The sequence below is a fragment of the Nonomuraea aridisoli genome (genome assembly GCF_003236395.1).
GTDB classification, from domain to species: Bacteria; Actinomycetota; Actinomycetes; order Streptosporangiales; family Streptosporangiaceae; genus Nonomuraea; species Nonomuraea aridisoli.
This window is the reverse complement of the sequence record NZ_POUD01000076.1, coordinates 1-23,522: the sequence shown is the minus strand read 5'-3', so window position 1 is coordinate 23,522 and position 23,522 is coordinate 1. Positions and strand designations below refer to the sequence as shown.

23 protein-coding genes and 1 pseudogene are annotated in these 23,522 nt (G+C 69.2%); 6 read left to right on the top strand and 18 right to left on the bottom strand.

All coding sequences use genetic code 11. The features are described 5' to 3' along the window. Positions 1-10 precede the first annotated feature (10 nt). Positions 11-145, bottom strand: a complete 135-nt coding sequence (locus tag C1J01_RS53140) for a hypothetical protein (RefSeq protein ID WP_268958727.1) — start codon at positions 143-145, stop codon at positions 11-13. Between the two features lie 294 nt (positions 146-439). Here C1J01_RS53140 and C1J01_RS19680 point away from each other — a divergent pair, with 294 nt between their 5' ends. Continuing rightward, complete coding sequence (locus C1J01_RS19680; protein ID WP_181448859.1) at positions 440-1,795, top strand: AlbA family DNA-binding domain-containing protein; 1,356 nt, start codon at positions 440-442, stop codon at positions 1,793-1,795. Positions 1,796-1,898: 103 nt separating this feature from the next. Here C1J01_RS19680 and C1J01_RS19675 read toward each other — a convergent pair whose 3' ends face one another. Next, positions 1,899-2,231 carry an ArsR/SmtB family transcription factor gene (locus C1J01_RS19675; protein ID WP_111180456.1) on the bottom strand — a complete coding sequence of 111 codons (333 nt, stop codon included), beginning with the start codon at positions 2,229-2,231 and terminating at the stop codon, positions 1,899-1,901. 66 nt (positions 2,232-2,297) lie between these two features. Between C1J01_RS19675 and C1J01_RS19670 the strand changes: the two genes are divergently transcribed. The 3 genes and pseudogenes from C1J01_RS19670 to C1J01_RS19665 all read left to right on the top strand — a co-directional run bounded on the left by C1J01_RS19670 (position 2,298) and on the right by C1J01_RS19665 (position 4,855). Next, positions 2,298-3,359 (top strand): flavin-containing monooxygenase, encoded by a 1,062-nt coding sequence (locus C1J01_RS19670; RefSeq protein ID WP_111180441.1) that lies wholly within the window; start codon positions 2,298-2,300, stop codon positions 3,357-3,359. Positions 3,360-3,377: 18 nt separating this feature from the next. After that, positions 3,378-3,449, top strand: a pseudogene (locus C1J01_RS53770) (hypothetical protein); the annotation flags it as partial. Between the two features lie 206 nt (positions 3,450-3,655). Continuing rightward, positions 3,656-4,855: an NAD(P)/FAD-dependent oxidoreductase gene (locus C1J01_RS19665; RefSeq protein ID WP_235854542.1), complete on the top strand. Its 1,200-nt coding sequence runs from the start codon at positions 3,656-3,658 to the stop codon at positions 4,853-4,855. Positions 4,856-4,965: 110 nt separating this feature from the next. Here the strand turns inward: C1J01_RS19665 and C1J01_RS19660 are convergent, their stop codons facing one another. From C1J01_RS19660 to C1J01_RS19625, 7 genes are all read right to left on the bottom strand, one after another. After that, positions 4,966-6,135 (bottom strand): M28 family metallopeptidase, encoded by a 1,170-nt coding sequence (locus tag C1J01_RS19660; protein ID WP_235854541.1) that lies wholly within the window; start codon positions 6,133-6,135, stop codon positions 4,966-4,968. 1,117 nt (positions 6,136-7,252) lie between these two features. Further along, positions 7,253-9,502, bottom strand: coding sequence for a WD40/YVTN/BNR-like repeat-containing protein (locus C1J01_RS19650; protein ID WP_220039993.1), 2,250 nt, complete (start codon positions 9,500-9,502; stop codon positions 7,253-7,255). Positions 9,503-9,840: 338 nt separating this feature from the next. After that, positions 9,841-10,311, bottom strand: a complete 471-nt coding sequence (locus C1J01_RS19645; protein WP_146615659.1) for a hypothetical protein — start codon at positions 10,309-10,311, stop codon at positions 9,841-9,843. An 18-nt stretch (positions 10,312-10,329) separates the two neighbouring features. Continuing rightward, positions 10,330-11,211, bottom strand: coding sequence for a carbohydrate ABC transporter permease (locus C1J01_RS19640; protein ID WP_111180437.1), 882 nt, complete (start codon positions 11,209-11,211; stop codon positions 10,330-10,332). Further along, the gene (locus C1J01_RS19635; RefSeq protein ID WP_111180436.1) at positions 11,208-12,218 is read right to left on the bottom strand and encodes an ABC transporter ATP-binding protein; all 1,011 of its coding nucleotides are present in this window, start codon (positions 12,216-12,218) and stop codon (positions 11,208-11,210) included. Before C1J01_RS19635 ends, C1J01_RS19640 begins: the two co-directional genes overlap by 4 nt. Further along, positions 12,211-13,503 carry an ABC transporter substrate-binding protein gene (locus C1J01_RS19630; RefSeq protein WP_111180435.1) on the bottom strand — a complete coding sequence of 431 codons (1,293 nt, stop codon included), beginning with the start codon at positions 13,501-13,503 and terminating at the stop codon, positions 12,211-12,213. The genes C1J01_RS19635 and C1J01_RS19630 overlap by 8 nt, the downstream gene beginning before the upstream one ends. After that, on the bottom strand, positions 13,500-14,354 hold the full coding sequence (locus C1J01_RS19625) for an ABC transporter permease family protein (protein ID WP_181448858.1): 855 nt from the start codon (positions 14,352-14,354) through the stop codon (positions 13,500-13,502). Before C1J01_RS19625 ends, C1J01_RS19630 begins: the two co-directional genes overlap by 4 nt. A gap of 811 nt (positions 14,355-15,165) precedes the next feature. Between C1J01_RS19625 and C1J01_RS19615 the strand changes: the two genes are divergently transcribed. Further along, complete coding sequence (locus tag C1J01_RS19615) at positions 15,166-15,618, top strand: DUF1801 domain-containing protein (protein WP_111180432.1); 453 nt, start codon at positions 15,166-15,168, stop codon at positions 15,616-15,618. Between the two features lie 54 nt (positions 15,619-15,672). Here C1J01_RS19615 and C1J01_RS19610 read toward each other — a convergent pair whose 3' ends face one another. The 7 genes from C1J01_RS19610 to C1J01_RS19580 all read right to left on the bottom strand — a co-directional run bounded on the left by C1J01_RS19610 (position 15,673) and on the right by C1J01_RS19580 (position 21,943). Next, positions 15,673-16,257, bottom strand: a complete 585-nt coding sequence (locus C1J01_RS19610; protein WP_111180431.1) for a dihydrofolate reductase family protein — start codon at positions 16,255-16,257, stop codon at positions 15,673-15,675. 306 nt (positions 16,258-16,563) lie between these two features. After that, on the bottom strand, positions 16,564-17,592 hold the full coding sequence (locus C1J01_RS19605) for an aldo/keto reductase (RefSeq protein WP_111180430.1): 1,029 nt from the start codon (positions 17,590-17,592) through the stop codon (positions 16,564-16,566). A gap of 70 nt (positions 17,593-17,662) precedes the next feature. Beyond that, entirely contained in the window at positions 17,663-18,106 is a 444-nt protein-coding gene (locus tag C1J01_RS19600) for a nitroreductase/quinone reductase family protein (protein WP_220039992.1), read from the bottom strand. Between the two features lie 169 nt (positions 18,107-18,275). Next, positions 18,276-19,124 (bottom strand): AraC family transcriptional regulator, encoded by an 849-nt coding sequence (locus tag C1J01_RS19595; protein WP_235854540.1) that lies wholly within the window; start codon positions 19,122-19,124, stop codon positions 18,276-18,278. Between the two features lie 122 nt (positions 19,125-19,246). Further along, positions 19,247-19,690: a GNAT family N-acetyltransferase gene (locus tag C1J01_RS19590; RefSeq protein ID WP_111180427.1), complete on the bottom strand. Its 444-nt coding sequence runs from the start codon at positions 19,688-19,690 to the stop codon at positions 19,247-19,249. A 251-nt stretch (positions 19,691-19,941) separates the two neighbouring features. Further along, positions 19,942-21,381 (bottom strand): dihydrolipoyl dehydrogenase family protein, encoded by a 1,440-nt coding sequence (locus C1J01_RS19585; protein WP_111180426.1) that lies wholly within the window; start codon positions 21,379-21,381, stop codon positions 19,942-19,944. A 1-nt stretch (position 21,382) separates the two neighbouring features. Then, entirely contained in the window at positions 21,383-21,943 is a 561-nt protein-coding gene (locus C1J01_RS19580) for a hypothetical protein (RefSeq protein ID WP_111180425.1), read from the bottom strand. 135 nt (positions 21,944-22,078) lie between these two features. Here C1J01_RS19580 and C1J01_RS19575 point away from each other — a divergent pair, with 135 nt between their 5' ends. After that, a complete protein-coding gene (locus C1J01_RS19575) occupies positions 22,079-22,666 on the top strand; it encodes a TetR/AcrR family transcriptional regulator (RefSeq protein WP_111180424.1) in 588 nt (195 codons plus the stop codon). Positions 22,667-22,688: 22 nt separating this feature from the next. Here C1J01_RS19575 and C1J01_RS19570 read toward each other — a convergent pair whose 3' ends face one another. Both C1J01_RS19570 and C1J01_RS53765 read right to left on the bottom strand, forming a co-directional pair. Further along, a complete protein-coding gene (locus C1J01_RS19570) occupies positions 22,689-23,330 on the bottom strand; it encodes a chorismate mutase (RefSeq protein WP_181448857.1) in 642 nt (213 codons plus the stop codon). 37 nt (positions 23,331-23,367) lie between these two features. Continuing rightward, positions 23,368-23,520: a BBE domain-containing protein gene (locus tag C1J01_RS53765; RefSeq protein ID WP_220039996.1), complete on the bottom strand. Its 153-nt coding sequence runs from the start codon at positions 23,518-23,520 to the stop codon at positions 23,368-23,370. Between the last annotated feature and the right edge of the window lie 2 nt (positions 23,521-23,522).

Below are 23,522 nucleotides of genomic sequence, written 5' to 3'. Positions count from 1 at the left end.
CTTCTCTGTCTCAGCGGGCCATCAGGGCGGAGGTACGGGCGCGCTCGACCAGCGCCTCGGCGCGGCACGTTGCGTCGCACACGCCGCCACGCCTCTCGTCGAACGTGATCGTGGTTGAACGCAGGCGACGAAGAAGCGTAAGCACTGAGACCTCCTGTTTAGAACATCGTCTAAGCAGTGCTTAGCATGGCAAGAGGCTTAGATGTATGTCAAATTAGAGCTACATCTAATCATTTGGGCTCGGCATGTGGTGAGGCAACTGCGGCCGAGGGTAGATCGCCCCGTTCAGGTAACGAGTCAGGTGCCGAGGCGTTTCCGCACGAAGGGTGGTGGAACTGGATGGCGGGCCACCGCGAGTGTCCAGTCTTGCGGAATCGTTGGCGAGCCGGCGGCATCTACAGGGCTGCGCGCTCGCCCCTTCTGTTCTACTGTGCACGAAATGACCGTGCTTCGATCTCCCCGCCTACAGACCCTGCTCGGCGGTGCCACTCTGACTGCGGGCGCCCTGCAGTACCGCCACCTTGAGCTGCTCGTCGCCGGCCAGGTTGGGGAAGCCGAAGACCTCGACTACAAGCGAGAGCTGTATGGCCACGGCGACAGGGACCGTCGCTCTCTATGTACCGACGTGGCCGCCCTTGCCTCGACCCGCGGCGGTCTGCTTGTCCTTGGTATCGATGAGGACGCCCAGGGGCGTGCCGTCACCATGACTGACGTCGGCTTGTCCGATGCCGCGGCGACCCGCATGCATCAGGTCATCGCCTCTGGGGTGCATCCGCTGCCGATGTTCGAGATCATCCCGGTGGAGAACCCCGCGCATCCCGGCATGGGCTGCTATGTCATCGCCGTCGCGGCCGGCACCCGACAGCCGTACGCCGTCGCGGTGAACGACGGTTACCGTTACCCGCGGCGAATCGGGTCGACTATCGCCTACCTGACCGAGCCAGAGATCGAGACCGCCTATCGGCGGCGTGATGTCGTGCGACGTGACCAGATCAGTCGTGCCGAGGAGATCGAGACGGCCACGGCCCGCCGCATTCCGGCAGGGTCGCCGTGGGTGCTGGTGTCGCTCGTGCCTGAGCAACCAGGAGAGATTCGCATTGACGATGCGTTGTTCGCGCAGGTCCGCCAGGCCAGTGAAGGCTCCAGCCCGTTCATCATTTCGCATCCGAAGACCGGCCCGGGACTGGACTGGTCGTGGACGCGCGTCACCCTCGGCCAGCGGCGATTCATCCTCGATGACCAGATCCGTTCCATCGCCGACCCTCTTTCCATGGTGGCCGAGTTATACGACGACGGCAGCGGCACCTTCGCCCGCTGCCCCATGTTCCGCGCCGACAACGGGATGCAGAACGAGATGGACGCCTGGCCGTTCCTGGACGAGTTGGTCATCGTCATCATCGTCTCGGGACTGCTGTTCTTGGCTGATCACGCTCGTAACCTTGCTCAAGCGGCCGGGATGGCGACCGTACGCGTGACCATGACGCCCAGCATCGATCCACCGGATTGGCAGTTGATCCACTTCGGTGGTTACGGCCGGATCGATCTCGGCAACCCGGCCCGACACGAGTCGTTTCAGCCGGCAGTAGCCGCCGCGCCTCTTGATGTTCTGTGCACGGCGTCAGGAGCGGTCAGCACGGCGGCACTGTTAGCAAACGAGGTCTTCCAGGGCTTCGGACAGCCCGAGAATCTGCAGATTTCCCAGCAAGGCCAGATCCAGCCGAAGCGCTGGAGTACAGACTGGCGCTCGCTCATCACGGAGTGGGCGAAGGAGTATGGCGTCGGACTGGCCGACTAAGGCAGCATTACGACGCCTCAACAGCGGTCCCCGCAGCTGATGCGCGACTACGCCCTGCCGCGCGGGCCGCACATCGGCGTATCGGGGACTTCTCGACCGAAGGTCAGCAGCAGCCGGCGGTGGGTGCGTCGTCTGGTGGGCAGCAGGCGTTCAGGGTGGCCTGGAGGTCGGACAGCGCCTTGCTGATGCGGGCCGAGTCGGCGCGGTAGTAGACGGTCTTCCACTCCCGCCGCGAGGTGAGGACGCCGCCGTCGCGCAGGGTTGCCAGATGGGTCGAGGTCGCTGACTGTGCCAGGGACATGCGTTCGGCGACCTCGTTGACCGTGAGCTCGATGCCTCCGACGAACAGTTCCATGATCTGCTGGCGCGTCTCGCTGGCCATCGCCTTGAGGAAGCCGCGCGCCTCGTCGCTCAGCTCGAACGCATTCGTCGTCATGGTCATTAGCATCACCCCAAGCTTATCATATTGTGTTTTCTGGATATGACGATATGATCCGGCGGCATGGACACAATCGTCATCGGTGCCGGACAGTCCGGCCTCGCCGCCGCCCGCGCACTCCGGGACTGCGGAATCACCCCGGTCATCCTGGAAGCAGGTGACCAGCCGACGGGCTCCTGGGCCGACTACTACGACAGCCTCACTCTGTTCTCACCCGCCCGGTACAGCACCATGCCCGGCCTGGACTTCCCCGGCGACCCGGACCGCTACCCCTCCCGCGACGAGGTCGTCGCCTACCTCCAGCACTACGCCGACACCCTGGACGTGGAGATCCGCACTCGTGTCCGTGTCGCCTCCGTCGAGGCAGACGGCGCGGGCGGCTTCCTCATCCATCCCGCCGGCGGCGACACGTTGCACACCCAGGCCGTCGTGGCCGCCTCGGGCTCGTTCGGCAACGCCTACATCCCCAGCCTGCCGGGTCACTTCACTGGCCAGGCCCTCCACGTGGCCGACTACCGCAACCCCAAGCACTACGCCGGGCAACGCGTGGTCGTCGTGGGCGCAGGCAACTCGGCCGTCCAGGTGGGTTACGAACTCGCCCAGATGGCCACCGTCACCCTGGCCACCCGCGGGCCCATCCAGTTCATGCCGCAGTTCATCGGCGGCAAGGACGTGCACTACTGGCATGCCACCACCGGATTCGACACCCTGCCCGCGGAATGGCTGGCCCGCATCGCGACCGGCACGCCCGTCCTGGACACCGGCGACTACGCCGCCGCCGTAGAAACGGGACGGCTTGAGCGACGTCCCATGTTCTCCGCCTTCGACGGCGACCACGTCGTCTGGGCCGACGGCACCCGCGAGCGCGTGGACACCGTCATCTACGCCACCGGCTACCGCCCCCACCTGGAGTACCTGCGTCCCCTCGGCTGCCTCGACGACAACGGCATACCTCTGCACACCGGCGGCATCTCCACCACCCACCTGGGTCTGGCGTACGTGGGGCTGGAATTCCAGCGTTCCTTCGCATCCAACACGCTGCGCGGGGTGCACCGCGACGCCGAACACATCGCCACCCCCATCGCCGCGTACGCGAGCAAGGGCCTCGCCGTCTACGGCCTGTGACAGGAAGGGAGTAACCCGATGACCGCCAAGCTGCCCGTCGCAGTGATCGGCGCCGGTCCCGTAGGGCTGGCAGCGGCTGCCCACCTGGCCGAGCGCCGGCTCTCCTTCGTCGTCTTGGAAGCGGGACCAGTGCGGGTTCCTCAGTCCGTCGGTGGGGACACGTACGCCTGTTCAGCCCCTGGCGCTACAACATCGATCCAGCCGCCCGCCGGCTCCTGGAAGCCACCGACTGGGAAGCACCCGGCCCTGACGAACTGCCCACCGGGGCAGAACTCGCCGACCAATACCTGCAGCCCTTGGCCGAGTCGCCGTCGATCGCCCCGTACGTGCGCTACCGCTCGCGCGTCGCAGCGATCAGCCGCCTCGACGTCGACCGCATGCGCACCGCCGCACGCGACCAAGCGCCCTTCGTCATCCGCCTGGCCGGCGGAGACGAGATCATCGCCGCGGCCGTCATCGACGCCTCCGGAACCTGGACGAATCCCAACGTCCTCGGAGCCAACGGGCTGCCCGCCCACGGCGATGCCGAAGCGGCCCCCTGGATCAACCACGCGCTGCCCGACGTCCTCGGCGCCGACCGTCCCAAGTCCGCCGGGAAGCACACCATCATCGTGGGAGCCGGCTACTCCGCCGCCACCACGCTGCTCGCCTTGGCCGACCTCACCGAGCAGGAGCCGGGAACCCGCCTGACCTGGGCCATCCGCGCCGACGCCCCAGACCGCGCGTACGGTGGCGAGGACGACGACGCCTTGCCCGCCCGTGGCACTTTGGGTTCCGGACTCCGCCTGCTCGTCGACAAGGGTGTAGTCGAACTGGCCGCCGGCTTCAAGGCCAGGGCTGTGAGGCCGCTGCCGGGCGGCACAGCAGCAGAGCTGGTAGCCCGCCGAGCGGACGGCTCCGAGTGGGCGATCACCGCGGACACCATCGTGGCAGCCACCGGCTACCGCCCTGATCACTCCATCGTGAGCGAACTCCGCCTGGACCTGGACCCGGTCCTGGGGACAACCCGCCTGCTCGCCCCGCTCATCGACCCCAACGACCACTCCTGCGGCACCGTTCGTCCACACGGTGTGGACGAACTCACCCACCCCGAGCCTGGCTACTACGCCATCGGCATGAAGAGCTACGGCCGCGCGCCGACGTTCCTCATGGCCACCGGCTACGAGCAGGCCCGCTCGGTCGTCGCCGCCCTGGCTGGCGACTGGGAAGCCGCCCGCGACGTACAGCTCGTCCTGCCCGAGACCGGCGTCTGCTCCGTCACCTTGGCAGTACGCGCCATCGCCGCAGATTTCGGCCTGCCTCCCGACACTCCGGCTCGGCTGCTCGCCGCAACCTCTCGACACCTGTCCCAGCACACCAGCCCGGCCGACGCGGTCTTGGCGGCAGCCGCCGAATTGGGCGTTGATCCAACTGCGGCGTTCAAACTTGCCGCTCTCGCAGGAGAGCTCCGGCTGAGGACTTCTCCTTCAGGCGACGCGCCATGTCCGGCAAGGTGATGGTCCTCGCGGATCTTGGCCACGTGCGAGCTGTCGCTCAACCCTCGCCCAGGCCGCCAGCCCCTGGGCGCGGATGGACAGCGGTCATGCCTGGACGCTGGATGGGGCAATCATGCCGTGCCCAGCAGCCCCACGGTGGCCACCAGCAGGCGGGCTGCGGCCAGCAGGGTGTCCGCTTGTACGCGGTCGGGTGTCTCGGCTGGGGTCTGGTAGCCGGGCATACCCATGCCGATGCCGACCGCGGCCAAGCCAGCCGCGGCGTATCGGCGGTTGTCAGAGGCCATGGCGCCGGCCCGCAACGGCACGCCGGTCAGCCGCGCCGCCTGGTCCAGAGTCGCGAGCAGGGCATGTGCCGGCCCGCCCGCCTCGACGGAGGCGGCTTGATGCAGCTGCGCCGCCCCGTCCAGGTTGAGCACTTGCGTGTCCGGCGGCACCGTGGCTGCATGGTGGGCCGAGCCCCACGCGCCTGCCTCCTCGGCATCCAGGAACGCCACCGACAACTCGGCCGGTGCGGCGAGCGAGTTCGCCGACAGGACACGGGCGGCCTCCAGTACCGCGGCCACACCTGAAGCGTTGTCAGCGGCTGCCGGCAGCCGCTGGGCCGGATCATCCCCGACGCCGTCGTAGTGCGCGGTCAGCAGCACCCGCGGCCCACGCCCGGTTCCGGGGAAACGGGCGTACACGTTGAGCCCCTCGGTTGCGACCTGCCGCAGCGGTAGTGACGCCGTGACGTGCACGGGACCGCCGGTCAATGCTTCGGTCAGCTCCCGGTGCACCTCTGTGCGCAGGGCCAGGATCGGCACTTTCCGGACGGGCGGCCCGGCGATCATCTTGGGCATCCAGCCCTCGGCGTCGCTGCCCCGCGCGGTTAGGATCCCTGCCGCGCTCTGAGCCCCGGCCGGCCCGCAGGCCCGTGCCCAGTCACTGGCTTCGGCCAGTACCCACCGGTCCCGGAAGCCGCCCTCGCCAGAAGGGAGACGGACCAAGGGCGCAGTGCGCGGGGCGGGCAGTTCGGCTGAGGCGAGGTGCTCCACGAAGTCGCGGCGGTGCACCAGTTGCCGCAGCCGCCCACCGGAGTGCCACTGCAGTACGGGCGTGGCATACAGCTCCCGCACGCCCGTCACGGGGAAATCGTCGAACTCAACGTTGGCGCCCAGCTCGCGCAGCCGCGCGGCCAGCCAATCAGCGGCGGCCCGACCGCCGGGCGTACCCACCCGCCTTCCGGCATAGCGGTCGCCGGCCAGTTCCTGCACCGTGGCCAGCATCCGCGTCGCGGACACCGACGCCAACACTGCCGTCAGATCCGCTTCCGCCCGTGCGGCCCCCGGTACCGCAGGCGTAGGGATCATCCGCAGCAACCGATGGAGCTGTTGCTGGTGGCCTGCGTGTTGGCCGCTGCCTGGCCGCAGCACCCTGCCTCCGCGGCCTCGACGGCAGCTGTTGGGCTGCCGCAGCAGCCCGTGGTTTCCACGTCGCCCGCATCAGCCGTGGTGGACGCCGCAGCAGCGGGCGCTCCACAACATTCTCCGGTCGCAGCCCGGCTGAATGCCTCTTCCGGATTGCCGATGAAGCCTCCGACGGACTGTTTCGTCATGGTCATTCCCTTCGGGCGGTACGGCGGTGAGCCACACTCGCAACAGTTAGATGGATGTCTAAGTAAGCGATACGATGCACCGTAATTAGAAGCGTGTCAAGTTAGACGGAAGTCTAATCAGTTGGGCTTGGGGCGTGAAAGTGGCGGTTCATGCTGGGTGAAGCCTCGGCTTGGACGGTCGGCGGAGCGGCAACAAGGTGACGATTGGATGGACTTCGGCGTGTCACTCGCAGCTCTTGGTAAGGGTGATACGTCATGGTGATGCGCTTGCCGGCTTCGCATACCGCCTTGCTGCCAAATGTGTTGGCCGCCCTAGGTTGGGAAGATCGGCTGACCGTCCATGCTGTGGCTCTGGGCACCCGCCGTCTGGTGGTCTGTGAACTAGATGAGAACGAGCATGAAGCGCGGTGCAGGGATGAGCTGCCACCTGCGACGGATCCGCTCTTGTTGCACTGTCTCACTGCTAGTAGGCCAGGCTTCCTGGGCAGGCCTGCGCCCGTTCACATCTACGGGACCATCGCCATCCGAAAGACCTGGCGATCGGCGCTCAATCATCTGGCAGGCTTCGCGCCGTTCGGTGCGCAGGTGGCCGTAGTGCCGGAGGTGGTCGCCCGGCGGTTGCCTGTGGCCCTCGATGCGCTGTATCACGGCTTCGGCGTGATTGCCTTGGAACGGCCTGACCGGCTCGTGCACTCGCCTGATCTCAGACGAGATCAGATCCGCAGAGGCCACCTCCCGGGTCCGGGAGGTGGCCTCTGGCGTGCCTGGTGCTACGTCTATAGAACCAGTGAACTGCTGGGTGGCTACGTGGTCGCGTGGCAGGAGGCGAGCACGCCGACCGCCCCCTTCCCGGTGTCCTTCAGGGGAAGCTTCGTCGACGCGGCCGGGCACTTCGGGACCGTGAGGTCGTAGACGCCGCGGCCGAACGTCGCCGTGGTGAGCTGCCGGCTCTGCTCGTGGTAGCGCAGGTACATGATCGGCGCCTGCGGCAGGTTGGTGCCGAGCGCGGCCCACTCGCCGCCGTTCCACGCCGACATGAACGCCCCGACGTCGGTGCCGACCAGCAGCAGGCCGTCGGCGGTCGGGACGACGGAGTTCACCGGGGCGTCCGGCAGACCCTGGCCGATGTCGCTCCAGGTCCGGCCACCGTCACGGGTGATCATCACGTGCGCGCGGTCGCTGCCGGAGCGGAACCCGGAGAACGTCGCGTAGGCGATGTTCTTGTCGGTCGGGTGCACCGCCACCCGGGTCACCCAGGTGCCAGGCAGCTGTGCCGGGTCCACCCGGTTCCAGGTGCCGCCCAGGTCGTCGGTCCACCACAGCCGGCCGTCGTCGGTGCCGACGTAGAGCTTGTTGCCGTCGGTGGGCGCGGCCGCGATCGTGGTGATCGTGCCCCACGGGTAGCCGGACGGGTCGTTGGGGCCGCCGCCGGTGAGGTCGGGGCTGATCGGCGTCCAGGTGCGACCGTTGTCGGTGGACCGGTTGACGATGTTGCCGGCGTAGTACATGACGTTCGGGTCGCTCGGGTCGAACTGCAACGGGGTCTGCCAGTTGCGCCGTTGGGACGTCGTCTGCCCGGAGCCGATGGTCTGCCGCGGTGCTGCGCCGGAGTTCTCCGACCGGTAGCAGCTGCCGTACTGGCTGCACCCGAAGACGATGTTCGGCTGCTCCGGGTGGATGATCACCTGCAGGCCGTCGCCGCAGCCGATGTCGTCCCAGGGGCCGCCGACGCCGGTGTAGCCGCGGTTGCAGCCGTTGTCCTGGGCGCCGCCCACCTTCAGCACCGGGTCGGTCTCCGCGACGTCGACGGTGTAGAACTGGGTGTACGGCTCGTACGTGGACTTGACCCAGCCGCTGGCCCCGTTGGCCTCCGATCGATAGAAGCCGCCGTCGTTGCCCAGGTAGACCCGGCCGGGGACCTTGGGGTCCCAGCGCATGGCGTGCTGGTCGGCGTGCACCCCGCTCACGGAGGAGAAGCTCTGCGCGCCGTCGGTGGAGCGCCTCAGGTTGACGCCGGTCAGGAAGACGTGGTCGGCGTTGGTGGGGTCGACGTAGAGCTTGCCGAACCACCAGCTGAACGTGGACTGCGACGCCTGGCCGGCGGTGACCGGGGTCTGGGTCCAGGTGTCGCCGCCGTTGTCGGAGCGGTAGAAGGCGCGGAACGGGCCGAGCGCGGTGCCGACGTACGCGTAGAGGCGCTGCGGGTTGTTCGGGGCGAGCGCCAGGCCCCAGCGACCCTGGTCCGCGTCGGTGGGCAGGCCGTTGGTCATCCGCTGCCAGGTCGCGCCGCCGTCGTCGGAGCGCCAGAGGCTGGAGCCGGGGCCGCCGTAGGTGCGCTGGTGCGGCTCGCGCAGGTGGTCCCACATCGCTGCGTACATCCGGCGGGGGTTGGTCGGGTCGATGACGACCTCGGTGGCGCCGGTGGTGGGGTTCGGCGGCGCGAGCACGAGCTGCCAGCTGTCCCCGCCATCCTCCGAGAGGTAGACGCCGCGCTCGCCGCCGGGCATGAAGAGGTTGCCGCTGGCCGCGGCGAAGATGCGATCTTCGTTGCTCGGGTCGATGGCGAAGCGAGCGATGGCGTGGCTGTCCCTGAGGCCGACGTGCTGCCAGGTCTTCCCGCGGTCCTTCGAGCGGTAGATGCCGTCACCGCCGAAGGTGATCGAGCCGCCGCCCGGCTGGGGCTCGCCGGTGCCGGCGAAGAGGACGCCCTTGCTGGTCATCGCGACCGCGCCCATGCTCTGCGTCCCGTCGTCCGGCCACGCCGCTTCGAACGTCGCGCCGGCGTCGCGGGATTTCCAGATGCCTCCGGAGGCGGCGGCGATGAAGACCTGGTCCGGCACCTGCGGGTCGACGGCGATGTCGACGACCCGCCCGCCGATGTTGCTCGGGCCGAAGAAGTTCCACTTCTGCTCGGCCAGGGGGCGGTACGCATTGACGGTGCGTGCGGCGATCTGCTTGGCCTCGCCGCGGGCCTTGGTGTACTTCGCGGTGGAGAGCTCGGTGCTGCCGTCGCTCATCCGCTGGGCGGTCATCCACTCGTCGGGCAGTTCCATCGGCCCGGTGGGGGTGTTGGTGGCTAAAGATACCTCCTGGACGGGTCGAGGTGTCGAGAATGCGGTCAGCGCGACCGAGGCGAATAACGCGACCGCCGCTGTGATGCTGAGGCCGCGATACCGTCGGACGAACGAGAGGTTCATGCGGATCTCCCTGTCCACACGTCGTGGCGACCGGGAAGGCGGTCACCAGTCGGCACGTTAGACAGCGAGGTGAATTACGTCACCGAGCATCTGTTGGGATTAACTCCCTTCGCTTAGGACAACTGTCGGGACGCCCCGGCCACCGAGCCGGTTGAGCAGCCCGTCCGAGGTCACGCGGCTGGTCAGGGCCGCGGTCAGTAACTCTGGAACTCGGGGAGGCCCGCGTCGTCCGAGTCCGGTCCCACCACGGCGGTCAGCGTCGTCGCATCCGCGCAGACCGCGGTGGCACGCAGGTACGTCCGTCGTTGCTGTGCCCGCATCAGCACCTCGGTCTCGAAGACCTCGTCCTCGACGCGGAGCAGGTCGATGTCGCTGAGCTGCTCGTAGTAGGCGCGCACGTCCAACGGGGTCATGCGGACGGTGGCCTCGACCGTCGTCAGTGCGCCCTGCGGGACCACCGAGGTGACCCGCGCGCCGTCGGGCAGCATCAGGCCGGCGACATCGGCGCTCACCTCGGCGTCGGCGTCCAAGGGCACCCGGTCGCAGCTGGGCAGGTTCGCCAGCATCCCCGCCTCGCGGCCGGTGGGCTGCCCGGCCTCGGTGCCGCCGCAGGCGGCCAGCAGCAGCGGGACCGTGACGACGACGGCCAACATCCGGAGTCTCACCGCCGCAGCATCGCACGCTCAGCGCAGCACGCGCCAGCGCCGTACGACGAGCAGCAGGGCGGTGATGACGACCGTGGTGACCACCATGAGGACGCTGGTGATCAGCGCGCCATAGGCGAAACTGGAGAACTCGAAGGCCTGGTCGAAGATGTAGACCGGCAGGTAGAGGGTGGCGTTGGCGGGCCGGCCGTCGGTGAGGACGTACGCGGGCACGAAGTTGACCTGCAGCGTCAGGATCGTGTCGCGGACGGCGAGCAGCAGGAGCACGGGTGCGAGCATCGGCAGGGTGAGCCGGCGCAGCTGGCCGAACGGGCCGCAGCCCTCCAGGGCCGCCGCCTCGTAGAGCCGGCCGTCCAGCAGGCGCCGGGCGGCGAGGACGACCAGGAAGCCCTCCCCGATCGGGAAGACCAGCATCAGCGCCACCCCTACCCGTGCGGTGCCGGGATCGGAGAGCCAGGTGAAGCCGGGGTGGCCGAAGAGCCCGAGCAGTTGGTTGAGCGGGCCGTACAGCGGATTGAGCACCCACAGGAAGAGCACCGCGAGGGCCACGTCGGGCACGACCGTCGGCAGGTACACCGCGACCCGGAACCAACGCCCGCCCGGTCGCGGCGCGGCGAGCAGCAGACCGAGCCCGACGGCGGCCAGCAGCCGCAGCGGTACGGCCAGCGCCACGTGGATCGCCGACGCCTGCACGCTGTCGAGCAGGAAGCCGTCGGAGAGCATCCGGCGCACGTTGGCCAGGCCGACGAACTGGGGGTCGCGGGTCAGCCCGGTGTGGTCGGTGAACGCGTAGCCGAGGTTGAGCAGGGCCGGCAGCACGATCAGCAGCCCGACCGCGACCGCGTACGGGGCGAGGAACGCCCATGCGGTCAGCGGCGGGCGGGCCCGGCCGGACGTCACCTCCGCCGTCCGGTTTCCGCGTCGAACCGGTGCAGGCGGCCGGGGTCGGGTCGCAGCCGCACACCCTCGCCGGGCCGGACGCCGGGTCGCGGGCCGGTGCGGACCGTCAACCGGGTGCCGTCCGGGCAGCGGGTCAGCAGGATGGTCTCACTGCCTAGCGCCTCCGCCGCCTCGACCGTGGCCTCGACCGGCCCGTCGGTGTCGAGCGCCAGGTCTTCCGGCCGCACCCCGAGGATCAGGCCGGCGGCGCCGCCGAGCACGCCGCCGCCGGGCACCAGGTTCATCGGCGGGCTGCCCAGGAAGCCGGCCACGAAGGTGTCCGCCGGTTCGTCGTACACCTGCTGCGGTGGCCCGATCTGGCGGACCCGGCCGCGGTCGAGGACGGCGACCCGGTCGCCGAGGGTCATCGCCTCCGCCTGGTCGTGGGTGACGTGGATGGTCGTGGTGCCGAGTTCCCGGTGCAGGGCGAGCAGGTCAGCGCGGGTGGCGAAGCGCAGCGGCGCGTCCAGGCTGGCCAGCGGCTCGTCGAGCAGGTAGACGGTCGGCTCGCGCAGCAGCGCACGGGCCAGGGCGATCCGCTGGCGCTGCCCGCCGGAGGTCTGGTCGGGGTAGCGGTCGAGCAGGTCCGCGATCCCCAGCCGGTCGGCGGCCGCCCGGGCCCGCCGCTCGGCCTCGGCGCGCTTGACCCGCCGTACGCGTAGCCCGAACAGCAGGTTGCCCAGGACGGTGAGGTGGGGGTAGAGCGCGTAGTCCTGGAAGACCATCGCCACGGCCCGCCGGTGCGGCGGCACCCGCACCACGTCCTGCCCGTCGACGACGATCCGGCCCTGGTCCGGCCGGTCCAGCCCGGCGATCAGCCGCAGGATCGTCGACTTTCCCGAGCCGGACGGGCCGACCAGGGTCATCATCTCGCCGGCCCGCACCTCGAGGTCGACGTCGTCGAGGGCGACGACCCGCCCGTACGACCTGGTCAGCGACTCGAGCCGGATGGCGCCGCGGTCACTCATCCGCGCCCACCGGCAGGGTGAAGAGCGGGCGGATCTTCTCCTCCAGGTTCCGCAGCCCCTCCTCGCGGCCGACCCGGCCGTAGAAGACCTCCTCGAGCAGGGCGTCCGTCTCACGCTCCACTCGCGACCAGGTGCCGGTGCGGGGGGTGGCCCGCAGGTGCGGCTCGGCGTCGAGATAGACCTGCGACGACTTCGGGGGCTTGGCCGGGTCGAGGAACGCGGGGGAGTTGGCCACGTCGAGCCGCGACGGCACGGTGCGCCCCGAGCCGGCGAGGATCCGCTGGCCCTGCTCGCCCATCGCGAACTCGATGAACCGCCAGGCGTCGTCGTGGTCGGGCAGGCCGGCGCTCATGCAGTACGCGTCGCTGTGCAGGATCGACGCGGGCACGCCGCCCGGGGCCACCGGCAGCGGTGCCGCGTCCCAGGTGAAGCCGTTGATGGTGCGCAGCGTGGGGACGGCCACCCGGCTGTTGAGATACATCCCGAGCGTGCCGCGCAGGAACCGGGCCTCGCTCGACTCGCTCTGCTCCTCGGCGTCCGGGGGCACGACGTGGTGCTTCAGTTGCAGGTCGAGGAACCAGTCGACGGCCGTGCGGGTGGCCGGGTCGCCGGTGAGGGTGAGGGCGGTCGGTCGGGTCGGATCGTCGATGAACTCGCCGCGGTTGGACCAGACGAACGGCGCGAGCCGCGCGATCGACGGCTCGACGCCGGCGCCGTACTTCCCGTCGCCGGTCAGGGCGCGGGCGGCGGAGAGGAAGTCGTCCCAGGTCCAGCCGGCCTTCGGCAGCGGCACGCCCTTGGCCGTGAAGAGGTCGGCGTTGTAGTAGACGACCAGCGAGGACATGTTCTGCGGCAGGCAGGTCAGGGCCTTCCCGTCGAACCGGAAGGCGTCCAACGCCCGCGGGCTGAAGTCACTCTCTTCGAGCGCCGTGCTGCGGTCGAGGTAGGACTGCACCGGCTCGATGGCCTGCTGGGCGGCGAACTGGCCGTAGCGGCGGTAGTTCAGCAGGAACACGTCAGGTGGCTGCCCGCCGGCGAACGAGGTCGTCAGCCGGGCCATCAGCTCGTCCTGGCCGGCGACGGGGGAGAGCGTGACCGCCACGTCGGGGTGGGCGTCGGTGAACGCGTCGACCAGGCTGCGGTAGCCGGCGATCTCCTCGGCGTCGCCGAAGAGCACGACAGTGATCCCGTCCTGGTCCTCCGTGCGGTTCCCGCCGCCGCAGCCGGCGACGCCGAGCAGCAGCGCGGCGGTGACCAGGGCGACGTACCGTCGGAATCGGCTCACCTACGACCTCCAGATCTCAGAGCGGCCAGCGGATCGTCGTTCAGCAGGATCCGTTGGGCCAGCAGGAACACCACCACGCATGGCACGGTCGCCACGACGCAGCCGGCCATCAGCAGCGGCCAGTCGGTCGGGTTCAGCAGTCGCAGGAACTGCAGACCCAGGGGGTACGTGTAACGGTCGCCGCTGTGCAGGTACAGCAGCGGGTCGATCAGGCTGGACCAGTGGAACGTGAAGGCGAGCACGGCCACCGCCAGGGTCGCCGGGCGCACCTGCGGCAGGGCCACCCGACGCCAGATCGTGAGCCACCTGGCCCCCTCCAACCGGGCGGCCCCGAGTTGGCTGTCCGGCACGCCGCCGAAGGCCCACGTGTACAGCAGCACCAGGAAGGGACTGCCGGCGAGCAGCGCCGGGGCCAGCAGCGGGACGTACGTGTCGACCACGCCGGCCAACCGGAACAGCTCGAAGCGGGTGGCCCACACGGCGGTGACCGGCACGAGCAGCACCGCCAGCAGGCCGAGGACCGCCCGCCGCCGGGCCGCCGGCGTGAGCAGCCGCAGCCCGAAACCGGTCAGCGAGGCGACGACGACCGTCACCGGTACGGCGACCGCGACGACCATCGCGGAGTTCGCCAGGTAGCGGAAGAGCGGGATCAGCTCCGGCAGCCGGGCGTACGCGGCCACGGACGGCTCGGGTGGAAGCAGCTCCAGGGTGCGGGGCGGGGGCCAGCCGGCGGGCCGGAGCGAGCCGACCACCATGAACCACAGCGGGGCGGCGAAGAGCGCCGCGAACAGCGCCGGAAGCACGAACCGCCCGATGAACCGCGGTATCGCGGTGGGGCCCGAGGACCGCACGTCCCGCCCTTCTCGCCAACCGGTTGGCACTCCTCGTCCGGGTCTCACACCGCGGGCAGGCTGCTGCCGGCCGGCGGTGGTCCGGCTGAGCCTATGACCGGGCGGCCAACAGGTCATCGGTCACTTGTTGGAATCCCGCGTCGGCCGCTCCTACGCCTGTCGTAGGCCGTCGGCCGTGGCTGTGCCCGATCGGATGGTCGCGGCCCGTGGAGTCGGCGACTCGCTGCTAAAGGGTGAGGGCACGCAGGTAAGGCTCGAGTTCAGCCTTCGCCTCGTCTATCCCCTCCGAGAGGGTCCACACTGGTACCACTCGTTGTCCTGCGGGACCAGCGCCCGCCGTACGACCTTCTCAGCGAGACGCCTCAACTCTTCCGTAACCTCGAGCCGTATCAGATCAAGGTCTTCATCAGCCTCGAACGGACGCTCACGCTGAGCCGCAAGGTGGTAAGCCACCAGGACAGCACCTGCCAATGCTTGTTCGGTCTCCCAACTGTCCATGACGCGACGAGCCGGCCAGGCTGTGCGCCTGGGACAGCGCGACGGGCCGGCCCCTGGAACGCTAGTCGGCGTCCGCCCGCGTGATCTACGGCTGGTACGGCGAGGATGACGTGCTGGTGCTCGACGAGAGCACCGAGCCGTACCGGGTGGTCGCCATCGACCGGCAGGGCAGGGAGACACGGCATCTGGCGGGAACGTCCCACCCGATCAGCCGATCGGTGGTTCGCGCACTTCAGGGGGCGGGAATGATCGCGGCCCGGTTCTCCTCTGCTTCCCACCAGGATTTGTCGTACCGGCGTGGGAGCATGCCTTCATGGCGAGCTCGAACCAGCCGGTGACGGTCCCGACCGACGCCAGCGTGGAAGACTTCCTGGCCGCGGTCCCGGGCGAACGCCGACGGGCCGACGCGGAGCGCCTCCGCGCGATTCTGGCCGAGGTGACCGGCGAACCTGCGGTGATGTGGGGGCCGAGCATCGTCGGCTTCGGCAGCTACCGCTACACCTATGCGAGTGGGCGCACGGGTGACTGGCCCTTGGCGGGCTTCTCGCCACGCAAGCAGCATCTCGTCGTCTACCTGGTGGGTGGGTTCGAGGAGCGGTACGCACCAGTGCTCGCCCGGCTCGGTCCGCACAAGACCGGGAAGGGGTGCCTCTACCTGAAAGGGCTCGACGACGTCGACGAGAGCGCGCTGCGCGAGCTCATCGACCGCACGGTACGGGTCCACAAGGGCGTCGACCGGGCAAGCGACCCCGGGCCGGTCGCGTGACCGGGTCAGCGGGAGCTTTCGGCTGCTTGACGGGGTGGGGGTGCCTGGACGGACTCAGACGTGCAGGGTGGGCCGGTAGGTGAGCTCTTGGATGTTGCCGTCGAGCGTCCGGCTCTCGATCAGCTCGAGGTCGAAGTCGGCCGCACCCGCGAAGATCGGGTCCACCCCGGTCTGACCGGTGATCACGGGGAAGATCGTCACCTGGATTCGGTCGACCAGGCCGCCGGCCATCAGCGCCCGGTTCATCGACAGGCTGCCGTGCGAGCGCAACGGCACCTCGGACTCCTCCTTGAGCCGGGCGACGACATCGACGGCGTCACCGCTCACGAGGGTCGCGTTCGGCCAGTTGAGGGGTCCTTCGAGTGTCGTCGACACCACCGTTGTCGGCAGGTTCCTCATCCGGGTGTTCACCGGGTCGCTCACCTCGGACTCCTCGGTGCTCGGGCCCAGCACCTGTACGAATTGCCGAAAGGTGTTGGCCCCGAGGACCATTCGCTGCTCCTCGCCGTACAAGGCGAGGCGGCGGTCGAGGAACTCGGGACCTTGCTTGCCCCAGTAACCGCCCCAGTCGCCGCTGCTGTTGTAGGAGCCGTAGCCGTCGAGGCTGCAGAAGACGTCGAAGGTGTAGGTAGCGGTCATGATGGTCTCCTCGAGTGCGGTGTGTCGATACCGACTGGCAGCCACGGCGAAACTCATCGCCGTCGGGCACCTGGAGGCCAGGCGCCCCGGACGTGGTGTTGGCGGCGCTGATCGCGACAGCGAGGGGAAGACCCGGTTCGTTCGGTGATGAGGTGGAATTTCGGCCCGTTCTTGCGGCGATCGACAGGGTGCGGACCTTCGGCCGTCCGCACGCTGAACACCAGGATGCGTCTGGCGGCGGTAACCGCCGTCAGACGCATCCGGTGGCGCCGAGGGTGCGGTGCGAGGTTGGAACGTACCGGTTCGTCAGGCGGCGGAGCGTTTGGCGGCCGGGCGGCGGCGCAGGCTCACGGTCGAGACGGCCGGCGGGACGTAGGCCGCCTGGTTGAGGCCGGCGTCGGTGCCGGGCGGGGCGATCTCGTCGATCCGGTCGAGGATGTCGTCGTCCAGGGTGACGTCGGCACCGGCGAGCAGGTCGTCGAGCTGTTCCATGGTGCGCGGGCCGATGATCGCCGAGGTGACGCCCGGGTGGGAGATCGTGAACGCCATCGCTAGGTGGGTCATCGGCAGTCCGGCCTTCTCAGCGAGTGGGATGAGTTGTTCGACCACCTCGAGCTTGCGCTCGTCGCTGAAGTACTGCGGCGTGTAGCCGGACCGGTGGCTGTCGGTCTGCCGGCCCTTGCGGTGGCGGCCGGTGAGCAGGCCCTGGCCGAGCGGGCTCCAGACCAGGATGCCCATCCCGTAGCGCTGAGCGACCGGCAGCACCTCTTGTTCGATGCTCCGGTTGACGATGGAGTACGGCGGCTGCTCGGTCCGGAATCGCTCCAATCCGCGCCGCTCGGCCACCCACTGGGCCTCGACGATCTCCGAGGCGGGGAAGGTCGACGTGCCGATCGCTCGTACCTTGCCGCTGTGGATCAGGTCGGACAGGGCTGACAGTGTCTCCTCCACGTCGACCGTCGGGTCGGGACGGTGGATCTGGTAGAGGTCGAGGTGATCGGTCTGCAGGCGGCGCAGGGAGTTCTCGACGGCGGTCATGATCCAGCGCCGTGAGTTGCCCCGGTGGTTCGGATCGTCGCCCATCGGATAGTGCACCTTGCCGGCCAGCACGACGTCGTCGCGGCGGCCCTTGAGCGCCTTGCCGACGATCACCTCGGATTCGCCGGCGGAGTACACGTCGGCGGTGTCGACGAAGTTGATCCCCGCGTCCAGCGCCCTGTGGATGATCCGGATCGAGTCGTCGTGGTCGGGGTTGCCCATGGCCCCGAACATCATGGTGCCCAGGCAGTACGGGCTGACCTGAATTCCGGTCCGGCCCAGCGTGCGGTATTTCATGATTCCCCCCTCGGAATCGTTCGTGGAGCGTTCGGCATGGTGGCGTTGCGCCCTGTGGTGAGGTGCGGCACTATGCGGACGCCGGCCGCGTCCGCAGCCGCTCGTCGTCGAACACGATCTCGACCAGCGGGCTGTGCGCGAGCCACTCGTCGAGGCTCTGACGGCGGCCGACCCGCGCCGCGATCTCGGGCCGGTTCTGCAGGTCGAGAACCGCGGTGATCACTCGCCGCCGGGTCGGTTCGTCCACTGGCGCCGCGGTCGCGGGCAGGTCGGCCTGGACCCCGTGCTTGAGATGCACGACGAACCGCGGATCGGCCCGCAGGTTCGCGTACCAGCTGCGGGGCGTGGGCATGCCGGTCAGGTACCAGCGACCGTCCACGCGGTGGAACCAGATCTCGATACGACGCGGCAGGCCGCTTCGGGCGCCCCGGGTCGTGATGTCGATCGTGCGCTCGGCCGCGGAGGAGTCCGGCCCGATGGCGAGGGCGCGGGCGATGGCTGCGTCCGGAGTCACAGTGCGGTCTGCCGCTCGTCGTCGAGGGGCATGTCGCCGTTCATTGCCGGCCTCCTGCTTGGTGGTGACTGTCCCGGAATCAGTGGCTCGTTCCGGTGCCTCCATGCAAGCAAGGCGGCGAGCGCCTGGCCTTCACGATCCTTTCGCGTGGTTGCACAATCCTCTTCGCTCAGGGCAGCGCCGCCGGAGCGGGACCGGCTCGGCCCCGCAGGCGCGCCGCGTCGACGCTGGGTGGAGCACCGAACTGGCGCCGGTACTCCCGGCTGAACTGGGACGGGTTGTCGTACCCGACACGCTGACCGACGCCGGTGACGTCGTTCGGATGGTTCGCGAGCAGCAACCGTGCCGCCTGCAGCCGGATCTGCTTCTGGAACTGGATCGGGCTCATCGCCGTCACCACGTGGAAGTTCCGGTGGAAGGCGGAGACGCTCATCCCTGAGAGCTGTGCCAGCTCCTCGACCCGGAACGGCTGGGTGTAGTTCTCCCGGATCCAGCGCACAGCACGTTCGATGTGGCTCAGGCTGCTGTCCGCGAGGCCGAGCTGGCGGACGGCGTCACCCTGTTCCCCGGTCATCAACCGCCAGAGGATCTCGCGCTTGACCAGCGGGACGAGCGCCTTCTGGTCCTCTGGCCGGTCGAGCAGGCGCAGCAGCCGTACGACAGCGTCGAGCAACTCGTCCGGGGCGTCACTGACCGCGATGCCCGGCGGTGCGGCGCCGGTGGACCGCGGCGGCTCCTCCGGTCCGGTCTGCAGCAGCAGCTCCGCGATGACGGCCGGCTCCAGGGTCATCGCGAAACCGACCGAGGGGCGGGCGGTCTCGACGAAATGCCCCGTTACCGGGAGGTCGACCGAGGCGACGAGGTATTGGCCGGCGCCGTACTCGTAGACGCGGTCGCCCAGCGCCAGGCGCTTGCAGCCCTGAGCGATGATCGCCAGCACCGTGCCGGACATCGAGGACTCCGGCGGGACGGCGTGGTCGACCTTGCACACCCGGACGCCGTCGATGGCAGTGGCCAAGCCGCGACGCGCATGCCGTTCCAGCAGATCACGAAGCTCGTCCAGAGACATGTCACCATTGCAGCACGCGCGCCGTCGACGGCCAGAGGAAGGTGCAGGCACCACACAGGTCCCGCACCCGACTACGTCAGTTCGATCTGATACCGGATGAAGCCGCGATTCTCGCCGACTTTGTCGTACAGAAGCCGCGCCGTGCTGTTCGACTCATGCGTGTTCCAGTACACGCGGGAGCAGCCCCTGTCCCGAGCCCAGGCCGCGACGGCCTGGATCAGCGCCCGCCCCACACCCTTACCGCGAACGTCCGACGCGGTGAAGAGATCCTGCAGGTAGCAGACGTCGGTGTCGGGCGCGGACGTGTTCCCGTGGGTGAGGAAGTGCGTGATGCCGACGAGTCGCCCGTCCAGTCTCGCCCCGAGGGCGTGCAGCCGGGTGTCCGCCTGGAACTCCAGCCACGCCCGCTCGTACATCTCGTCCGGCTCGACCCGCTGGTAGAAGTGGATGTACGCGCGGAACAGGCTTTCCCACGCGTCCCGCTCGCTCGGGAGAAGCGTGCCGATATCGATCAAGAGACTCCCCTTGGTGGTACGAGGCGGTCAGGCAGAGGACGGCCGCCCCTCGGCTGGACGCGACGAGTTGGACCGGTGGGCGGGAAAGCGGCTGCGACCTCACAATTTAGAGACAAGTGACCGGTCGGGACACGGCCACTTACCGGCGATACCAGAAGACCACTTCGGCCGACTGACACCTACGGCGTGCCCTGCGGCACCGCGAGGGCTGGAAGTGGCGGGTGGGCATGCACGTTCCTGGCTCCAGACGGTCAGCGGCCGTACGCCTCCAGCAGTCGCAGCCAGACTTCGCTGACCGTGGGGTACGCCGGAATCGCGTGCCACAGCCGGTCCAGCGGGACCTCGCCGACGATCGCGATCGTCGCGGCGTGCAGCAGTTCTGCGACGTCCGGGCCGGCGAGCGTGAAGCCGACGATCACCTTCCGGTCCTCGTCGACGACCATGCGGGCGTGACCCCGGTATCCGTCGGCGTGCAGGGTGGATCCGGCGACGGCGCCCAGGTCGTGATCGACGACGCGGATTCGTACCCCGGAGGCCTCGGCCGCGGCCGCGGTCAGCCCCACCGACGCGATCTCCGGTTCGGTGAAGACCACCTGGGGCACGGCGCGCTCGTCGGCCGTGGCGACGTGCCGGCCCCAGCGGCCGTCCTCGACCGCTTCGCCCTTCGCCCGCGCCACGATGACGTCGCCGACCGCGCGCGCCTGGTATTTGCCCTGGTGGGTCAGCAGCACTCGCCGGTTGACGTCCCCGGCGGCGTACAGCCATCCGTCGCCGATCGGCGTCCCGTTCTCCCCGACCACGCGCAGCGTGTCGTCCACCGTGAGCCAGGCGCCCGGCGTCAGGCCGACGGCGTCGAGACCGATGTCCTGGGTGTTCAGTGTCCTGCCGATCGCCACCAGAACCTCGTCGGCCTCGACCTGCTCGCCGTCGGTCGTCGTGATGTGCACCGTTCCGGCCTCGTCCCGGTGCACCGATGCGGCCGCCGCGCCGAGGCGTACCGACACACCGGCCTCCCGCAACGACTCGGTGACCCGCTCGCCGGCGAACGGCTCGGCCAGCGGCAGCACACCGTCACGGGCCAGCATCGTCACCGAGGACCCCAGGGCGGCGAAGGCGGTGGCCATCTCCGCAGCCACCACGCCACCGCCGATGATCGCGAGCCGGCCGGGGACCGCGCTCGCGGCAGCCGCCTCCCGGCTGGTCCAGGGCGCGGCCTCGCGCAAACCGGGAACGTCCGGCAGCAGCGCGCCGCTTCCCGTCGCGATGACCACCGCATGCCGGGCGGTCAACGTGACCGGGACGCCGTCGTCGCCGGTCACCTCGACCACGCCCGCGGACACGATCCGGCCCTGACCACGGTGCAGAGCGATCCCGGCCGAATCGAGCCAGCCGACCTGACCGTCGTCCTTCCAATGCGAGGCGAAGGAATCCCGGCGGGCCAGCACCGCGGCCGCGTCGAGACCACCGGTCACCGCCTCGCGCGCTCCCGGCACCTGACGCGCCGCCCGTAAGGCCGCCGAGCTGCGCAGCAACGCCTTGGTCGGCATGCAGGCCCAGTAGGAGCACTCACCGCCGACGAGTTCGCGCTCGACGACGGCGGCGCTCAGGCCGCCCTGCACCACCCGGTCGGCGACGTTCTCCCCGACCGGGCCCGCCCCGATGATGACGACGTCGTAGGTGACGCTGTCCATGTCAGTTTCCCTTCGCGGCGCGGCCGAGACGGAGGGCCGAGATGAGGAAGAAGATGCCGCCGGGGATGGCGTAGCCGGCCGCGTTGATCAGCGTCGGGTTCTCCGCGGCGGCGCCGATGATGAACGACGCGCCGGCGAGTACGGAGATGCCGCCGCTGAGGATCATCGGCCACTGGCCGCCCATCTTGCGGCGGGTGACACCCACGATCAGCTGGACCGCCCCGGCCACGACCGCCCAGGCGCCCCACACGCGCAGCACCGCCGGGATGCCGGACGCGCAGGCGACGGCCACGCCGATGGCGGTGATCAGACTGACCGCGATGTTCACGTACAGCAGGACAGGTGAGCCGGTGGTGCGCGACGCGCGGGCGTCGACGATGGCGGCGGCCACGTCGAACAGCGGGTAGAGCACGAGCAGAGTGACCGCGAGCGGACCCAGGTTCGAGGCGGTCGTGAACATCACGAGGGCCCAGACGATGGCGAACGCGAACCGGACGAAGTACAGCCGCCGCAGTGCGGACGCGGTCCCGGAAACAGCGGGTGAAGCAGCGATGGTGCTCATGATGATCCTTTCAGGGATCAGTGATGGGGGGAGCGGTTCAGGACGTAGCTAGACCGAACGTTCTTTCTTGGGAAAGCATGGCGACCTGCTGCGCGGATTGTCAAGACCGAACGTTCTATCCGTTAGGATCGTGGTATGCCCACTCCATCCGAAGGCCGGCCGTCCGAAGCGCGGTCCCGGCTGCTCAACACGGCCACCCGGCTCTTCTACGCGGAGGGCATCCACTCCGTCGGCATCGATCGCATCGTCGCCGAGGCGAAGGTGACGCGGGCCACCCTCTACCGGCACTTCCCCGGCAAGGAAGACCTTGTCCTCGCCTACCTGAACGAGGTCGACCGAGCCATGCGGGGTCAGGCGGACGAGGTCGTCGCCGCCGGGCTGCCGCCCACCGACACCATTCGGGCCCTCGGCGAGTCCATCGCCCAAGGCATCCAGTCGCCCGGCTTCCGGGGATGCGCCTTCCTCAACGCCGCCGCCGAGTATCCCGATCCTGAGTCCCCGGTGCACAAGACCGTGCTCGGCCACCGCCAATGGTTCCTGGAGACCGTCACGGAACTGCTGGCGAAGATCCGCGAGCCCGGTGCCGAGCCCGCCGCCCGCCACTTCGTGATGATGCGCGACGGCGCCATGGCCGCCGGCTGCCTGTTCGACCCGGCGCTGATCTGCGAGACCTTCCTGCACGGAGTCGAGAGGCTCCTGCAGGTTTATGCCGCCACCGATTAGCTAGGGGTTGCTCGGGAAGTGCTCAGCGTTGTCCGGTCGGCTCATTGGAGCGGCACACCGACTGTGTCGCCACCCTGAGCGCCTGGCGATGGAGCGTGTCCAGCCGTTCCCGCACCGCCCCCGACCCGGTGGCCAACGCCAGCTGCACCGTGCAGGCGACGGGCTTGTCCCGCAATTCCTCGGTGTTCTTGAGCTCTTGAAGCAGGTCCGTGGTCAGTTGGTCGAGCTGCTCGCGGATCTGGCCAAGGTCGGGGCGCGTCGTGGGCGCCTCCTCCGGGTGAGCGGTCCAGCGAGCGAACAATCCCTTCTGTACGACCTTGCTCGCGGTGATCTGGTCCCGGAAGAACGCCACCGCCGCGTCCGGGTCCACCCCGGCCGCGTCGGCCTGCCTCCGGACCTGCTGCAGTACCTGTTCCTCGCGCACGGGGTCTTCGATGGGTGAGTCGGTGCCGAACTTCGACGCCGCTACGTCGTCACTCACCCGTATACGCTCGATGACGACGTCCGTCAGCGGGCCCAGCCTGCCAAGTGGCTCGGGGACTGTGCTGCTGACGGATTCGGCGTTCGTACGGGCACCCGTGGCCATGGCCTGAGGGGCGGTCAAAACTGTTGCGGCTCCCAGCAATCCGGTGATCACGGCGCAGCGCGTCATCATGTTTCGCATTCGGTTACCTCGGTTCGTATACGGGCCGTTCCCGGGTTCAGGAGCTGACCGGCAGGGGGATCGCGCGGAAGACGTGGTCGGGATCGAAACGGCGTTTCACCGCCAGCAGCCGCTCGGTGTTCGGGCCGTAGGCGTGTGCGATCTGTGCGACCTCGTCATCCCCGAGCAGGTTGGGGTAGCCGCCCGGCAACG

Excerpts from the sequence above, each read along its gene's own strand:
- C1J01_RS19605 (WP_111180430.1), bottom strand. The coding sequence starts at position 17,592 with ATGAAATACCGCACGCTGGGCCGGACCGGAATTCAGGTCAGCCCGTAC.
- C1J01_RS19610 (WP_111180431.1), bottom strand. The coding sequence starts at position 16,257 with ATGACCGCTACCTACACCTTCGACGTCTTCTGCAGCCTCGACGGCTAC.
- C1J01_RS19675 (WP_111180456.1), bottom strand. The coding sequence starts at position 2,231 with ATGACGACGAATGCGTTCGAGCTGAGCGACGAGGCGCGCGGCTTCCTC.
- C1J01_RS19575 (WP_111180424.1), top strand. The coding sequence starts at position 22,079 with ATGCCCACTCCATCCGAAGGCCGGCCGTCCGAAGCGCGGTCCCGGCTG.
- C1J01_RS19680 (WP_181448859.1), top strand. The coding sequence starts at position 440 with ATGACCGTGCTTCGATCTCCCCGCCTACAGACCCTGCTCGGCGGTGCC.
- C1J01_RS19670 (WP_111180441.1), top strand. The coding sequence starts at position 2,298 with ATGGACACAATCGTCATCGGTGCCGGACAGTCCGGCCTCGCCGCCGCC.
- C1J01_RS19650 (WP_220039993.1), bottom strand. The coding sequence starts at position 9,502 with ATGGAACTGCCCGACGAGTGGATGACCGCCCAGCGGATGAGCGACGGC.
- C1J01_RS19635 (WP_111180436.1), bottom strand. The coding sequence starts at position 12,218 with ATGAGTGACCGCGGCGCCATCCGGCTCGAGTCGCTGACCAGGTCGTAC.
- C1J01_RS19615 (WP_111180432.1), top strand. The coding sequence starts at position 15,166 with ATGGCGAGCTCGAACCAGCCGGTGACGGTCCCGACCGACGCCAGCGTG.
- C1J01_RS19580 (WP_111180425.1), bottom strand. The coding sequence starts at position 21,943 with ATGAGCACCATCGCTGCTTCACCCGCTGTTTCCGGGACCGCGTCCGCA.
- C1J01_RS19570 (WP_181448857.1), bottom strand. The coding sequence starts at position 23,330 with ATGCGAAACATGATGACGCGCTGCGCCGTGATCACCGGATTGCTGGGA.
- C1J01_RS19585 (WP_111180426.1), bottom strand. The coding sequence starts at position 21,381 with ATGGACAGCGTCACCTACGACGTCGTCATCATCGGGGCGGGCCCGGTC.